Here is a 14,877-nt window from a genome sequence, read left to right on the forward strand (position 1 = left end):
GGGATCTCCACCGGGCAGCAACCGGGCAGCACCGGCCCGCGGTGGCGGCCTCACGGCTGCGCGGCCGCCACCAGCGCCGTCGCGACGGACTCCACGTCCTCGCTGCGCAGCACCCCGACGGTCACGCGCACGAAGCCGCCCGCGTGCGCGAGGTCGGAGAAGAACGGCCGTCCGCGTGCGACGCGCACGCCGGCGGCCTCCAGGCGCGCGAGCGCGGTCGGCTCGTCGTGGACGGGGACCCACATGTTGATGCCGTCGCCGGGCGGCACGTGCAGCCCTCGGCGCCCGAGCGCGGCGGCCAGGGCGCGGCGGCGCCCGTGGTAGACCCGCCGGGCGTGGGCGACCGCCTCGACGGCCTGCGTGTCGGTGAGCAGGTCGACGAGCACGTGCTGCAGCAGGCGGCTCGTCCACCCGGGCCCCAGCATGCGCCGCGCGACCAACCGGTCCAGCACCACCGCCGGCCCGCCGACGGCGGCGATCCGCAGGTCGGGACCGTGGGACTTGGAGTAGGAGCGCACGTGCACCACCCGGTCCGGCAGCAGCGGACCCAGGCTGACGTCACGCGACGACGCGACCTCGCCCGAGTGGTCGTCCTCGACCACCCAGACCGAGGGGGCGGTGCGCAGCACGGTGGCCAGCTCGCGCGCCCGGGTGGGCGTCGTGCTGACCCCCGTCGGGTTGTGCGCGCGCGGTTGCAGCAGGACGACGCGCACGCCGGACCGCAGCGCGCCGGCGAGGGCGTCCGGGCGCGGCCCGTGGGCGTCCAGGGGGACGGCGACGCGGTCGAGGCCCAGGTGGTCGAGCAGGTCCAGGAGGGGCGGGAAGCCCGGGTCCTCGACGGCGACCCGGTCCCCGAAGCCGACGACCTGCTCCAGGACGCGGCTCAGCGCGTCCACGGCGCCGTCGACGACGGTCAGGCGCTGCGCCCGGAACGGCCAGCCCGTGCGCAGCAGGCGCTCGAGCTCCGGCACCACCGGGTCGTCGAGGTAGCCGGTCGTGCGCGTCGCGGGCAGCCGGCGGGCCACGCGTGCCAGGGCAGGGGCCAGGTCCGGCAGCAGCTCGGGGTCGGGCGCGCCACCGGCCAGGTCGAGCCGCGCGGCGGGTGCGTCCGCCAGGTCCCGGTACCGGGGCGGGACGCGGCTCGCGGGTCCGGGCAGGACCGAGGTGCCGGCGCGCCCCCGCGAGATGACCAGGCCGGCGGTCGCGAGCGTCCGCCAGGCCGAGCCGACCGTCGCCGGGCTGACGCCGAGCGCGCCGGCGAGCTGGCGCACCGTCGGCAGCCGGTCCCCGGGCAGGAGGTCACCGGTGTGGACGAGCCGCGCGACGGTCGCGGCGATCGCGCGGGGGGACCGGCCCTCGACGAGTGCCGCGAGCTCCTGCGGTGACATGCGGGCATCGTCGCGTGCCGCTGTTGCGGCCACGTGTCCGGGGTGGGTCGGTGTCCGGACGGGCCGCGGCCGGGAAGTTCACTCCCGCGTGCCGGGAAGTTCCCGGGCGGCAAAGGACCCGTGACGCCGCCGAAATGTCCAAGCCGGACAGTCACGTCCCAACCCGGCGGCAGGCGCACAGCGCCCCCGTGCCGGCCGCCGCTCGTGACACCGGAGGACCCATGACCGTCGTGCGCGTCGCCTTCACCCAGGCCACCTGGACCGGGGACAAGGAGTCGATGATCCGCCTCCACGAGGACTGGACGCGCGAGGCGGCCTCCGCGGGTGCGCAGGTCATCGCGTTCCAGGAGCTGTTCTACGGCCCGTACTTCGGCATCACGCAGGACACGGCGTACTACGACTACGCCGAGCCCGTGCCCGGCCCGACCACGCAGCGCTTCAGCGCGCTGGCCGCCGACCTCGGCATCGTCGTCGTGCTGCCGATCTACGAGGAGGACCAGCCCGGGGTCCTGTACAACACCGCCGTCGTCATCGACGCGGACGGCACCGTGCTCGGCCGGTACCGCAAGCACCACATCCCGCACCTGCCCAAGTTCTGGGAGAAGTTCTACTTCCGCCCCGGCAACCTCGGGTACCCGGTGTTCGACACCGCGGCCGGGCGCATCGGCGTCAACATCTGCTACGACCGGCACTTCCCGGAGGGCTGGCGCGTGCTGGCCCTCCACGGGGCGCAGATCGTCTTCAACCCGAACGCCACCGCGCCCGGCATCTCCAACCGGCTCTGGGAGATCGAGCAGCCGGCGGCCGCCGTCGCCAACGGGTACTACGTCGTCGCCAACAACAGGGTGGGGCTCGAGGACAACGAGTACGGCGACGAGGCCGTGGACTTCTACGGCTCGTCGTACGCGGTGGGACCCGACGGGAGCTACGTCGGGGAGGTCGGGTCGTCGAGCGAGAACCAGCTCCTCGTCCGCGACCTCGACCTCGACAAGGTCCGCGAGGTGCGCGAGCGCTGGCAGTTCTTCCGCGACCGCCGGCCCGACGCCTACGCGCCGATCGTCGCCCCCTGACCGCACGTCCCGAGGAAGGAGCCCCATGCCCACCACGCTCATCCGCGGCGGCACGGTCGTGTCGGCCACCGGCCGGGTCGCGGCCGACGTGCTCGTCGACGGCGAGACCGTCGCCGCCGTCCTGGCACCCGGCTCGACGCTGCTCGGCCACGACCTCGCGGCGTCCGTCGACCGGGTCCTCGACGCCACCGGCCGGTACGTCGTGCCCGGCGGCGTCGACGCCCACACCCACATGGAGCTCCCGTTCGGCGGCACCGCGGCGTCGGACACCTTCGAGACCGGCACGCGAGCCGCCGCGTGGGGAGGCACGACGACGATCATCGACTTCGCGGTGCAGCGCGCGGGCGAGCGCGTCCAGGACGGGCTCGCCGCGTGGCACGCCAAGGCGGCGGGGCGCTGCGCGGTGGACTACGCGTTCCACCAGATCATCGGTGGCGTCGACGACGACTCCCTGAAGGCCATGGCGACCCTCGTGGACGAGGGCATCACGAGCTACAAGCTGTTCATGGCGTACCCCGGCGTGTTCTACGCCGACGACGCGCAGATCCTGCGCGCCATGCAGCAGGCGGCCGAGCTGGGGCTGCTGACGATGATGCACGCCGAGAACGGGCCGGCGATCGACGTGCTCGCCGCCCAGCTCGTCGAGCAGGGGAGGACCGGCCCGTACTTTCACGGCGTCGCCCGCGCGTGGCAGCTCGAGGAGGAGGCCACGCACCGCGCGATCATGCTGGCCGACGTCACGCGCGCGCCCCTGTACGTCGTCCACGTGTCCGCCAAGCAGGCCGTGCAGCAGCTCGCGTGGGCGCGGGACGCCGGCAGGAACGTCTTCGGCGAGACGTGCCCGCAGTACCTGTACCTCTCGCTGGAGGAGCAGCTCGGCGCCCCCGGCTTCGAGGGCGCGAAGTGGGTGTGCTCGACGCCCCTGCGTGCCCGCGCCGAGGGGCACCAGGAGCACATGTGGCGGGCCCTGCGCACCAACGACGTGCAGATGGTGTCCACGGACCACTGCCCGTTCTGCTTCAAGGGCCAGAAGGAGCTCGGCGTCGACGACTTCCGGGCGATCCCCAACGGCATCGGGTCGGTGGAGCACCGCATGGACCTCATGTACCAGGGCGTCGTGACGGGGGAGATCACCCTGGAACGGTGGGTCGAGATCACCTCGACGACGCCCGCGCGGATGTTCGGGCTGTACGGGCGCAAGGGCGTCGTCGCACCCGGCGCCGACGCCGACCTCGTCGTCTACGACCCGGCGGGGCACACGTCCATCGGCGTCGGGGCCACGCACCACATGAACATGGACCACTCCGCCTGGGAGGGGGTCGAGGTCGACGGGCACGTCGACCTCGTGATGTCCCGGGGCGAGGTCCTCGTCGACGCCGACGGCTACCACGGCCGCCCCGGGCACGGGCGCTACCTGCGGCGCGACCTGTCGCAGTACCTGGTCTGAGGGGCAGCGCGATGGACTTCGGCGTCGTCCTGCAGACGAACCCCCCGGCCTGGCGCACGGTCGACCTCGCCCGGCAGGCCGAGACCCACGGGTTCTCGCACGTGTGGACGTTCGACTCCCACCTGCTGTGGCAGGAGCCGTTCGTCATCTACTCCGCGATCCTCGCGGCGACCCGCAAGGTCGTGGTCGGGCCGATGGTGACCAACCCGGCCACCCGCGACTGGACGGTCCTCGCGTCGCTGTTCGCGACGCTGAACGAGATGTACGGCAACCGCACCGTCTGCGGCATCGGCCGCGGCGACTCGGCGGTCCGGACGCTCAACGGCCGCCCGTCAGACCTCGCGACGCTGCGCGAGGCCGTGCACGTCATCCGCGAGCTGGCGAACGACCGGCCTGCCGACCTGGGCCCGCGCACCGTGCGGTTCCCGTGGTCGACGGGGTCGACCCTCGAGGTCTGGGTCGCCGCCTACGGGCCGCGGGCCCTGGAGCTCACCGGTCAGGTCGGGGACGGCTTCATCCTGCAGCTGGCCGACCCCGACGTCGCGCGGTGGATGGTCCGGGCCGTGCGCGACTCCGCCGAGGCGGCGGGACGGGACCCCGGGGACGTCAGGATCTGCGTCGCGGCGCCGGCGTACGTCGGCGACGGCGCGTCACCGGCCGACCGTGCGCACATGCGCGAGCAGTGCCGCTGGTTCGGGGGGATGGTCGGCAACCACGTCGCCGACATCGTCCGCCGCTACGGCACCGCCTCGGCGATCCCGCAGGCGCTGACCGACTACGTCCGCGACCGCGAGGGGTACGACTACAACGAGCACGGCCGCGCCGGCAGCACGCACGCCGCGTTCGTCCCCGACGAGATCGTCGAGCGGTTCTGCCTGCTCGGGTCGCCCCACGAGCACGTCGAGCGGCTGCGGGAGCTGCAGGCGCTCGGGTGCGACCAGTTCGCCGTGTACCTGCAGCACGACGCCAAGGAGGAGACGCTGCGGCTCTACGGCGAGCGCGTGATCCCCGCGATGGCCGAGCACGTCGTCGCGACGGCGACCAGCACTCCCGCGCGGGCCACCGCATGAGCGCGGCCACGGTCCCGGCGTCGACCGCGATCCCGGCCGCGCCACCCCGCACCGCCGCGGCACCTGCGACCCTGCCCGCGCGGCTGCTGCGCGCGCGGCCGCTCGTCGCGGTCGCGTCGGTGCTCGCCGTCGTCGCGCTGTGGGAGCTGTACAAGTGGCTGGGCCCGGAGCAGGGGTGGGCGCTCGGCGAGGACCGCGTGCTGCCCCGCACGACCGACCTGGCCATGCCGCACACGTGGCAGGTGCTCACCCGCCTGACCGCGCCGGTGTCCGGCGCGACGGGTGCCGACGTGCTGTGGCTGGCGGTGCTGCGGGCGGCCGCGGCCTCCTTCGGTGTCGCGCTGGTGGGGTGGACCATCGGCGTGCTCGTGGGTGCCGTGCTGGCGGTCGCGATGCAGCGGGTCCGGGTGGTCGAGGCCGCGGTGCTGCCCCTGGTCGTGCTGTCGCAGACCGTCCCCCTCATCGCGCTCGCACCGCTCGTGCGGTCCTGGGGCGGGCAGCTCGAGCTCGGTGCGTTCGCGTGGCAGCCGTGGATGTCCGTCGCGGTCATCGCGAGCTACCTCGCGTTCTTCCCCGTGGCGGTCGGCATGCTGCGCGGCCTGCAGTCGCCCGACGCGATCCACGTCGAGCTCCTGCGCTCCTACGGCGCGGGGTGGGGGAGCACCCTGCTGCGCCTGCGGCTGCCCGCCGCCGTGCCGTACCTGCTGCCCGCGCTGCGGCTGGCCGCCGCGAACGCGGTCGTCGGAACGGTCGTCGCGGAGGTCGCCACGGGGCTGCCGGGCGGGCTGGGGCGGACGATCCTCGAGTTCGCCAACTTCGCCGCGAGCGACCCGCCCAAGCCGTGGGCGCCGATCCTCGGCGCGGTCCTGCTCGGCCTGGTCGCCGCGGGTCTCGTGGCCCTGCTGGGACGCGCGCTGCGCCGCTACCGCCGCGTGGAGGTGGCCTCGTGAGCGCCGCGCCGACGTCGTCCGTCGGACCGGTCGGCACGCGTGCCCGCGGGGCGGCGGCCGTCGAGGTCACCGCCGTGGGGCGGGTGTTCGGCGGCCGGTCCCGCGAGGTCGTGGCGCTGCAGGACGTCGACCTCACGGTCGCCGCCGGCGAGCTCGTCTCGCTCATCGGCCCGTCGGGCTGCGGCAAGTCGACCCTCCTGCGGCTGGTCGCGGACCTCGACGAGCCGACGTCGGGCAGCGTGCGCGTGTTCGGCCGCAGCGCCCGCGAGGCGCGTCTCGCGCGCGACTACGGCATCGCGTTCCAGCAGGCAGGGCTGCTGCCCTGGCGCACGGTGCGGGCCAACGTCGAGCTGCCCCTCGCGCTCGCGGGCACCGGGCGGGCCGGACGGCGCGAGCGCGCCGACGAGCTGCTCGCGCTCGTCGGCCTGAGCGACTTCGCCGACCACCACCCCGACCAGCTGTCGGGCGGCATGCAGCAGCGCGTGGCCATCGCCCGCGCCCTGGCCGACTCGCCGTCGCTGCTGCTGATGGACGAGCCGTTCGGCGCGCTGGACGAGATGACGCGCGAGCACCTGCAGGCCCAGCTGCTGCGCATCCGCGCCGAGACGCGCGCGGCCGTCGTGTTCGTCACCCACTCGATCCCCGAGGCCGTGTTCCTGTCCGACCGCGTCGTGGTCATGTCGCCGCGCCCGGGCCGGATCCGGGACGTCGTCGAGGTCGCGATCGACCGCTCCGGCGCCGCGGCGGGGCCCGACGACGTGGGCGACGACCTGCGGACCGACGCGGCGTTCGTCGCAGCCGTCGCCGAGGTCCGCGACGCGCTGCGCCGCGACGGCACCCGACGCGCGGCGGACGCGCCGTGACCGCCGCGTCCGCCGGCCTGCTCCGGCAGGTCCTGCCGCCGGTCGTGCTCCTCGCGGCCCTCGTCGGGGCGTGGCACGCGCTCGTCGTGCTCGGTGACGTGCCCGCGTTCGTGCTGCCCGGGCCGGCGGCGATCCTCGACGAGCTGGTCACGTACCTCGGGCCGATCGCGTCGGCCGCGCGCGTCACCGGCACGAACGCCGCGGCCGGCCTCCTGCTCGGGTCCGCGCTGGGGGTGCTGCTCGCGGTCGCGGCCGGCCTCGTCCGTGTCGTCGACGCGCTGACCGAGCCGCTGGTCGCGGCGCTGGCCGTCGTGCCGATCGTCGCGCTGGCCCCCGTGCTGTACGCGATGTACGGCGCCGGCTCCGAGCAGGCCCGCGTCATCGTCGCCGCGCTCGCGGTGCTCGTCCCCGTGCACGTCACGACGCTGCGGGGGCTGCGCCAGGTCCGGCCCGTGCACCGCGACCTCATGCGCGCGCTGGCCGTCCCGCGCGTGCGGGCCGCCCGCACCGTGACGATCCCCACGGCCGTCCCGTACCTGTTCACGGGGCTGCGCATGGCGTCGTCGCTCGCCGTGATCTCCGCGATCGTCGCCGAGTACTTCGGCGGGCCCCGCTCGGGCATCGGGTCGTTCATCACGACCGCTGCCGCCGGCTCCAACTACGCCCGGGCCTGGGCGTACGTGCTCGGCGGCGTCGTCGTCGGCCTGCTGTTCCACGGCGTCACGGTGGCTGCCGAGCACGTCGTCACGCGTCGCGCCGGCCGGTGAGGCCGGCGCGCGCACGTCCTCGACCGGCGGTCCCCGGGACGCCGACCCCCGCACCGACACCGCACGTCCGACGAGAGGAGACGACATGAGGACCATGACGCGCTGGGGGGCGCCCCTGGCGGCGCTCGCCGCCGCAGGGCTGGTGCTGGCGGCGTGCTCGAGCACCGACGAGGCAGCGGCGACGGGGGACGGGACCGCCGCGGCCGGTGACCTCACGCCCGTCACGCTGCAGCTCCAGTGGCTCACGCAGGCCCAGTTCTCCGGCTACTACGCGGCCGTGGACCAGGGGTACTACGCGGACGAGGGGCTCGACGTGGAGATCCTGCCGTCGGGCGGCGACGTCGTGCCGCAGGACGCCCTCGCGGCCGGCGAGGTCGACTACGCGATCGCCTGGGTGCCCAAGGTGCTCGGGTCGATCGAGCAGGGCGCGGACATCACGCACGTCGCCCAGGTCTTCGAGCGGTCCGCGACGCTGCAGGTCGCGTTCGCCGACTCCGGCATCGAGACGGTCGCCGACCTCGAGGGCAGGACCGTCGGCTCGTGGGGGTACGGCAACGAGTGGGAGCTGTTCGCCGGCCTCAACCAGGCGGGCGTCGAGGACTTCCAGCTCGTCACGCAGGCGTTCGACATGCTGGGCCTGCTCAGCGGCGACATCGACGCCGCGCAGGCCATGACCTACAACGAGTACGCGCAGCTCCTGGAGACCGTGGACCCGGACACCGGGCAGCTGTACACGCCCGAGGACTTCACGGTCATCGACTGGAACGACGAGGGCGTCGCGATGCTGCAGGACGCGGTCTGGGCCGACGCGGGCCGCCTCGCCGACGACGAGCAGTACCGCGAGACCACCGTCAAGTTCCTCAAGGCGTCCCTCAAGGGATGGGTGTACGCGCGGGACAACCCGCAGGAGGCCGCCGAGATCGTGACGGCCGCCGGCTCCACGCTCGGCACGTCGCACCAGCTGTGGATGACCAACGAGGTGAACAAGCTCCTCTGGCCGTCGACCCGGGGCGTCGGGGTCGTCGACCCGGCCGCGTGGGACCGGACGGTCGAGCTGGCGACGAAGACGCACAACGAGACCGGTGCGACCATCATCACGACGCCGCCGCCCACGACGGCGTACACGACCGAGTACGTCGAGCAGGCCCTGGCCGAGCTGGCCGAGGAGGGGGTCGACACGTCGGGCGCCGACTTCGAGCCCCTCGAGGTGGAGCTGGCCGAGGGCGGCAGCTGACCCGCGACCCGAAGGTCCTGGGACGCCGGTCCGCCGGCGTCCCAGGATCGACCGTGGCGTGACGACGACGTACGCCCGAGCGACCCTGGAGCACCGACATGGCAGCACGCACCGCGGCAGACGGCCTCACGCTCGACGCGGAGGCGATCGCGCTCGACCGGGCGCACGTCTTCCACTCCTGGTCCGCGCAGGCGCACGTCGCGCCGTTCGTGGTCGCCGGCGGGTCCGGCTCGACGGTGTGGGACCACGCCGGGCACCGGTACCTCGACTTCTCGAGCCAGCTGGTCAACACGAACATCGGGCACCAGCACCCGCGGGTCGTCGACGCGATCCGCGAGCAGGCGTCGGTGCTGGCCACGGTCGCGCCGGCCACCGCGAACCTCACGCGCGGACGGGCGGCCGAGGCGATCCTCGCCCACGTGCCGGACGCCCTGACGAAGGTCTTCTTCACGAACGCGGGCGCCGACGCGGTCGAGAACGCGATCCGGCTGGCCCGCCTGCACACCGGGCGCGACAAGGTCGTGTCGCACTACCGGTCGTACCACGGCAACACCGGAGCCGCCGTCGTGGCCACCGGCGACTGGCGGCGGGTGCCCAACGAGTACGCGCGCGGTCACGTCCACGCGTTCGGCCCGTACCTGTACCGCACGGAGTTCTGGGCGACGACGCCGCAGGAGGAGTGCGCGCGTGCGCTGCACCACCTCGAGCGCGTCGTGCAGAGCGAGGGCGCGGACTCGGTCGCGGCGATCCTCCTGGAGACCGTGCCCGGCACCGCCGGCGTCCTGGTGCCGCCCGACGGGTACCTGGCGGGCGTGCGCGAGATCGCGGACCGGTACGGCATCGTGCTGGTCCTCGACGAGGTCATGGCCGGGTTCGGCCGCACCGGGTCGTGGTTCGCGTTCGACCAGCACGACGTCGTGCCCGACCTGGTGACGTTCGCCAAGGGCGTCAACTCCGGCTACGTCCCTGCCGGCGGTGTGCTCATCAGCTCGCGGATCGCCGCGACGTTCGACGAGCGGGTATTCCCCGGTGGCCTCACGTACTCGGGGCACCCCCTGGCGATGGCCGCGATCGTCGCGACGATCGGCGCGATGGAGGACGAGGGCGTCGTCGAGAACGCCGCCGCGATCGGCCGCGACGTGCTCGGGCCGGGCCTCGCGGAGCTCGCGTCCCGGCAGCCCCTGGTGGGTGAGGTGCGCGGCACCGGCGTGTTCTGGGCCGTCGAGCTGGTCACCGACCGCGACACCCGGACGCCCGCCCCGGCGTCGGTCGTCGGCGCCCTCAAGGCCGCGTGCCTGGCCCGCGGGCTGCTGCCGTTCGTCGCCGAGAACCGGGTGCACGTCGTGCCGCCGTGCGTCGTCACGCCGGACGAGGCACGCCGCGGCCTGGCGGTCCTCGACGAGGCGCTGACGGAGGTCACCGCCACGCGCTGACGCGACCGGACCGCGAGAGAGGCCCGTGCCATCCTCGTCCCACCACCGACCCCAGGAGAGCGCATGACCACGTCCACCGACCGTCCCCGCCGCGCGCTCGTCACGGGCGCCTCGTCCGGGATCGGCGGCGCGACGGTCCGCCGCCTGCGCGCCGACGGCTGGGACGTCGTGGCGACCGCCCGCCGCGCCGACCGGCTCGCGGCGCTCGCCGAGGAGACGGGTGCCGACACGTTCGTGGCGGACGTGACGGTGGACGAGGACGTCTCCGCGCTGCTCGCGCACGTGCGCGCGACCGGCGGCCTCGACGCCGTCGTCAACAACGCCGGCGGTGCGTTCGGCCTCGACACCGTCGAGGAGGCGGACCTCGACGGTTGGCGTGCGATGTACGAGCTCAACGTGCTCGGCACGCTGCGCGTGACCCAGGGCGTGCTCCCGCTGCTGCGCGAGCGCGGTGCCGGGGACGTGCTGGTCGTCACCTCGACGGCCGGTCACGGGCCGTACCCCGGCGGCGCGGGGTACACCGGCGTGAAGCACGCCGAGCGGATGCTCGCGACGACGCTGCGCTGGGAGCTGGTCGGGGAGCCGATCCGGGTGATCGAGGTCGCCCCGGGCGCGGTCGCGACGGAGGAGTTCTCGCTCGTGCGCTTCGGGGGCGATGCGCAGCGCGCCGCCCAGGTGTACGAGGGGTACCAGCCGCTCGTCGCCGACGACGTCGCCGACACGATCGCGTGGAGCCTGTCGCGACCTGCGCACGTCAACGTCGACCTGCTGGTGGTGCGCCCGCGCGCGCAGGCGAACAACACGACGACCGCACGCACGGGCGTCTGACGCGCCACGCGTGGACGCCGGGGTGCGGTGTCGGTGCCGGGACCTAGGCTGACCTGGTGCCCCCGGCAACTGACGTGTCGACGACGCGCGCGCTCCTGCGTCTCGTGCGCTGGGCCCGCCCCGCGGTGCCCCGCGTCCTCCTGGGCGGCAGCGCCACCCTCGTGGCCAGCCTCATCGCGCTCGCGGTCCCGCAGGTGATGCGCGGTCTCGTCAACGGCCCGCTCCTGACCGAGGGCTCGCGGACGGCGGTCGTGCAGGGGGCGCTGCTCGTGCTCCTGCTCGGTGTCCTCGAGGCCGTGCTCGTGTGGTGCCGCCGCGCGCTGATCGCCACGCCCGGGACGGGCGTCGAGCGGACGATGCGGACGGACCTGTTCCGCCACCTCCTGGACCTGCCGGTCGCGCTGCACGACCGCTGGTCGGGCGGGCAGCTGCTGCAGCGCTCGATGGGGGACCTGCACACCGTGCGCCGGTGGATGGTCTTCGGCCTCGTGCAGCTGGTCGTGTCGTCCACGACCGTGCTGGTCGGCGCGGTGCTCATGCTGGTCACCAGCCCGCTGCTGGGCCTGGTGTACCTGCTGGGAGCCGTCCCGGTGATCCTGCTGGGCTTCCGCTTCCGGCAGGACTACCGGGTCGTCGCGCGGCGTGCCCGCGACCAGGCCGGCGACCTGGCGACGAGCGTCGAGGAGTCCGTGCACGGCATCCGCGTCCTCAAGGCGTTCGGGCGCGGCGACGACGCCCTCGAGGACTTCGCGCGCCAGGCGGACGAGCTGCGGGACACCGAGCTCGACAAGGCCCGCGCGCAGTCGCGCATGTCGTTCGCGCTCACGTGGATCCCGGAGACGACCCTGGCGGTCGCGCTCGGCCTCGGGGTGTGGCTGGCGGCGACCGACCGCGTGAGCGTGGGCGGGCTCGTCGCGTTCTTCGCGACGGCGGCCGTCATGACCCGGCCCGTGGAGAGCCTCGGGCACCTGCTCGCGATGACGCTCGACGCGCGCGCCGGGACCGACCGCTTCCTCGAGGTGATGGACACCGCCCCCGCCCTGGCCGACCCCGAGCGGCCCGTCGCGCTCCCGCCGGCGCCCGCGGGCGGCACCCGCGTCGAGCTGCGCGACGTGCGGTTCGCGCACGGCACCACGACGCGCGAGGTGCTGCGCGGCGTGGACCTCGTGCTGGAGCCGGGCGAGACCATGGCGCTCGTCGGGCTCACCGGCAGCGGGAAGACGACGCTGCTGCAGCTCGTCCCGCGGCTGTACGACGTCACGGGCGGCGCGGTGCTCGTCGACGGCGTCGACGTGCGCGACGTGACCCGGCACGACCTGCGCGGTGCGGTCGCCGTGGCGTTCGAGGACCCGATCCTGTTCTCCGCGTCGGTGCGGGACAACGTGCTGATGGGGGTCCCCGCCGAGAGGCTGGCGGCGATGAGCCCTGAGGAGAGCGACGAGGCCGTGCGCGTGGCGCTCGACGTCGCCCGCGCGGGGTTCGTGCACCGCCTGCCCCACGGCGTCGACACGGTCATCGGCGAGGAGGGGCTGAGCCTGTCCGGCGGGCAGCGGCAGCGCGTCGCCCTGGCGCGCGCCATCGCGGGGCGGCCGCGGGTGCTGGTGCTCGACGACCCGCTCTCGGCGCTCGACGTCGCCACCGAGGCCGAGGTGACCGACGGGCTGCGGCGCGTGCTGCGGGACACCACGACCCTCGTCGTCGCGCACCGGACCTCGACCGTGGCGCTGGCCGACCGGGTGGCGGTGCTGGAGGACGGGCGCATCACGGGGGTCGGACGTCACACGGACCTGCTCGCGACGCACCCGCACTACCGGTACGTGCTCACGGCCGAGGGCGACGATCCCGCCGGCGAGGGCGACGAGGCCGCCACGGAGGTCGGCGGCCCGGCCGCCGTGCCACGCGACGTCCCGCAGGGGGTGCACCGATGACCACCACCGCCCCGGGCCGTCCCGCGGCACCGCCGCCCGACGAGCACGACGACGCCGGACCGCGCGAGGTCCGCCGCCGGTCGCTCGCGCTGCTCGCGTCGCTGCTGCGTCCCGTCGCGCGCCGGGCGTGGCTCACGGCGCTCGTCGTCGTGGTGGCGCAGCTCGCGCTCGTGGCCGGCCCGGCGCTGGTCGCCCTCGGGATCGACCGGGGCATCCCCGCGCTGCGCGACGGCGACGCCGGACCGCTGCTGGCGGTCGCGGGCGGCTACGCGCTCACGGCCCTGGTCGCGGGCGTGTTCACCGCCGCCACGGTCCGCGCGGCCGCCACCGTGAGCCAGGCGGTGCTGCTGGACCTGCGCCGCCGCGTCTTCCGCCACACGCAGCGGCTGAGCCTGGAGTTCCACGAGCGCTACACGTCCGGCCGCATCATCTCGCGCCAGACCTCCGACCTCGACGCGCTGCGCGAGCTGCTGGACGGCGGCGTCACGACGCTGGCCGCCGGCGGGCTCGCCATGGTCTTCACGGCCGTCGGCCTCGCGGCGCTGGACTGGCGCAGCGGGCTGGTGCTGCTGGTCGCAGTCGTGCCCGGCATCGTCCTGACCCGGTGGTTCCAGGTGCGCTCGCAGTCGCAGTACCGGCGCTCGCGCACGGCGGCGGCGCGCGTCATCGTGCGGTTCGTCGAGACGATGACCGGCATCCGCGCCGTCCAGGCGTTCCGCCGCGAGCGCGAGGTCGCCGCGGTGTACGACGAGGAGGCCGAGGAGTACCGGGCCGCGAACGCCGAGGCCATCCGCGTGAACGGCGTCTTCGACACCGGGCTCGTGCTGATCGGCAACGTCACGGTCGCCGCGGTGCTCCTCGTGGGTGGCCTGCGCGTGCTGGACGGGGCGCTCGACGTCGGCGTGCTGGTCGCCGCCGTGCTGTACGCGCGGCGGTTCTTCGCGCCCCTCGCGCAGATCGGCATGTTCTACAACTCCTTCCAGTCCGCGACGGCGGCGCTGGAGAAGCTGTCGGGGCTGCTCGCGCAGGAGCCGACCGTCCCCGAGCCGGTGCGCGCGGTGCGCCTGCCGCAGCCCCGCGGCGACCTGCGCCTGGACGCCGTGGAGTTCGGGTACGGCGACGGTCCGACCGTGCTGCCGCACCTCGACCTGCACGTGCCGCCCGGTCAGACGGTCGCGCTCGTGGGGGAGACCGGTGCGGGCAAGTCGACCGTCGCCAAGCTGCTCGCCCGGTTCTACGACCCGCGCGAGGGGGCGGTCCTCCTCGACGGCGTGGACCTGCGCGACGTCGACCCGGGCGACCTGCGCCGCGCGATGGTCATGGTGACGCAGGAGGCGTACCTGTTCTCCGGCTCGGTGGCCGCCAACATCGCCCTGGGCCGCCCGGGCGCCACCCGTGAGGAGATCGAGCAGGCGGCACGCGCCGTCGGCGTCCACGACCTGCTGGCCTCGCTGCCGGACGGCTACGACACCGACGTCGACACGCGCGGCGTGCGGCTGTCCGCGGGGCAGCGTCAGCTGGTGTCGTTCGCGCGCGCGTTCCTCGCCGACCCCGCCGTCCTGGTGCTCGACGAGGCGACGAGCTCGCTCGACATCCCCGGCGAGCAGCTCGTCCAGGACGGTCTGCGCACGCTGCTCACCGGCCGGACCGCCGTGGTGATCGCCCACCGGCTGTCGACGGTCATGCACGCGGACCGCGTCCTCGTGGTCGACGCCGGGCGGGTCGTCGAGGACGGCAGCCCTGACACGCTCGTGGCCGGCGGCGGGCGGTTCGCCACGCTGCACGCCCAGTGGCAGGACTCGCTGCGCAGCGCCTGACCCGCAGGCCGCGGCCGGTGCCCAGGGGCGTCCGCGCAGGTCGGGGCGTCGGTGGTGCACCGCAGTCGTCGCGGCGCGTCCA

The 14,877-nt window shown here is 74.7% G+C and carries 12 protein-coding genes; 11 read left to right on the plus strand and 1 reads right to left on the minus strand.

Features of this window, described 5'->3' with window-relative positions; translation table 11 throughout:
* Positions 1–50: 50 nt before the first annotated feature.
* Positions 51–1,388, minus strand: a complete 1,338-nt coding sequence (locus tag NP075_RS07290) for an aminotransferase class I/II-fold pyridoxal phosphate-dependent enzyme (RefSeq protein WP_227565153.1) — start codon at positions 1,386–1,388, stop codon at positions 51–53.
* Positions 1,389–1,609: 221 nt separating this feature from the next.
* Between NP075_RS07290 and NP075_RS07295 the strand changes: the two genes are divergently transcribed.
* The 11 genes from NP075_RS07295 (at position 1,610) to NP075_RS07345 (ending at position 14,795) form a co-directional block, all read left to right on the plus strand.
* On the plus strand, positions 1,610–2,458 hold the full coding sequence (locus NP075_RS07295) for a nitrilase-related carbon-nitrogen hydrolase (RefSeq protein WP_227565152.1): 849 nt from the start codon (positions 1,610–1,612) through the stop codon (positions 2,456–2,458).
* A gap of 25 nt (positions 2,459–2,483) precedes the next feature.
* Positions 2,484–3,905, plus strand: coding sequence for a dihydropyrimidinase (gene hydA, locus NP075_RS07300; RefSeq protein WP_227565151.1), 1,422 nt, complete (start codon positions 2,484–2,486; stop codon positions 3,903–3,905).
* Positions 3,906–3,916: 11 nt separating this feature from the next.
* On the plus strand, positions 3,917–4,975 hold the full coding sequence (locus NP075_RS07305; protein ID WP_227565150.1) for a TIGR03842 family LLM class F420-dependent oxidoreductase: 1,059 nt from the start codon (positions 3,917–3,919) through the stop codon (positions 4,973–4,975).
* Positions 4,972–5,925: an ABC transporter permease gene (locus tag NP075_RS07310; RefSeq protein ID WP_227565149.1), complete on the plus strand. Its 954-nt coding sequence runs from the start codon at positions 4,972–4,974 to the stop codon at positions 5,923–5,925. Before NP075_RS07305 ends, NP075_RS07310 begins: the two co-directional genes overlap by 4 nt.
* Positions 5,922–6,788 carry an ABC transporter ATP-binding protein gene (locus tag NP075_RS07315; protein ID WP_227565148.1) on the plus strand — a complete coding sequence of 289 codons (867 nt, stop codon included), beginning with the start codon at positions 5,922–5,924 and terminating at the stop codon, positions 6,786–6,788. Before NP075_RS07310 ends, NP075_RS07315 begins: the two co-directional genes overlap by 4 nt.
* On the plus strand, positions 6,785–7,555 hold the full coding sequence (locus NP075_RS07320; protein ID WP_227565147.1) for an ABC transporter permease: 771 nt from the start codon (positions 6,785–6,787) through the stop codon (positions 7,553–7,555). The genes NP075_RS07315 and NP075_RS07320 overlap by 4 nt, the downstream gene beginning before the upstream one ends.
* An 85-nt stretch (positions 7,556–7,640) precedes the next feature.
* A complete protein-coding gene (locus NP075_RS07325) occupies positions 7,641–8,789 on the plus strand; it encodes an ABC transporter substrate-binding protein (RefSeq protein ID WP_227565146.1) in 1,149 nt (382 codons plus the stop codon).
* Between the two features lie 98 nt (positions 8,790–8,887).
* Positions 8,888–10,222, plus strand: coding sequence for an aspartate aminotransferase family protein (locus NP075_RS07330; RefSeq protein ID WP_227565145.1), 1,335 nt, complete (start codon positions 8,888–8,890; stop codon positions 10,220–10,222).
* Between the two features lie 63 nt (positions 10,223–10,285).
* A complete protein-coding gene (locus NP075_RS07335) occupies positions 10,286–11,050 on the plus strand; it encodes an SDR family oxidoreductase (RefSeq protein WP_227565144.1) in 765 nt (254 codons plus the stop codon).
* A 56-nt stretch (positions 11,051–11,106) separates the two neighbouring features.
* Complete coding sequence (locus tag NP075_RS07340) at positions 11,107–12,978, plus strand: ABC transporter ATP-binding protein (RefSeq protein WP_256791664.1); 1,872 nt, start codon at positions 11,107–11,109, stop codon at positions 12,976–12,978.
* Positions 12,975–14,795: an ABC transporter ATP-binding protein gene (locus NP075_RS07345; RefSeq protein WP_227565143.1), complete on the plus strand. Its 1,821-nt coding sequence runs from the start codon at positions 12,975–12,977 to the stop codon at positions 14,793–14,795. The genes NP075_RS07340 and NP075_RS07345 overlap by 4 nt, the downstream gene beginning before the upstream one ends.
* The last annotated feature ends 82 nt before the right edge of the window (positions 14,796–14,877 follow it).

Source organism: Cellulomonas wangsupingiae (genome assembly GCF_024508275.1).
Taxonomy (GTDB): domain Bacteria; phylum Actinomycetota; class Actinomycetes; order Actinomycetales; family Cellulomonadaceae; genus Cellulomonas; species Cellulomonas wangsupingiae.

What these genes read in the sequence shown, in the direction of transcription:
- NP075_RS07290 (WP_227565153.1), bottom strand. Translation starts at nt 1,388, where the DNA reads ATGTCACCGCAGGAGCTCGCGGCACTCGTCGAGGGCCGGTCCCCCCGC.
- NP075_RS07295 (WP_227565152.1), top strand. Translation starts at nt 1,610, where the DNA reads ATGACCGTCGTGCGCGTCGCCTTCACCCAGGCCACCTGGACCGGGGAC.
- hydA (WP_227565151.1), top strand. Translation starts at nt 2,484, where the DNA reads ATGCCCACCACGCTCATCCGCGGCGGCACGGTCGTGTCGGCCACCGGC.
- NP075_RS07305 (WP_227565150.1), top strand. Translation starts at nt 3,917, where the DNA reads ATGGACTTCGGCGTCGTCCTGCAGACGAACCCCCCGGCCTGGCGCACG.
- NP075_RS07310 (WP_227565149.1), top strand. Translation starts at nt 4,972, where the DNA reads ATGAGCGCGGCCACGGTCCCGGCGTCGACCGCGATCCCGGCCGCGCCA.
- NP075_RS07325 (WP_227565146.1), top strand. Translation starts at nt 7,641, where the DNA reads ATGAGGACCATGACGCGCTGGGGGGCGCCCCTGGCGGCGCTCGCCGCC.
- NP075_RS07330 (WP_227565145.1), top strand. Translation starts at nt 8,888, where the DNA reads ATGGCAGCACGCACCGCGGCAGACGGCCTCACGCTCGACGCGGAGGCG.
- NP075_RS07335 (WP_227565144.1), top strand. Translation starts at nt 10,286, where the DNA reads ATGACCACGTCCACCGACCGTCCCCGCCGCGCGCTCGTCACGGGCGCC.
- NP075_RS07345 (WP_227565143.1), top strand. Translation starts at nt 12,975, where the DNA reads ATGACCACCACCGCCCCGGGCCGTCCCGCGGCACCGCCGCCCGACGAG.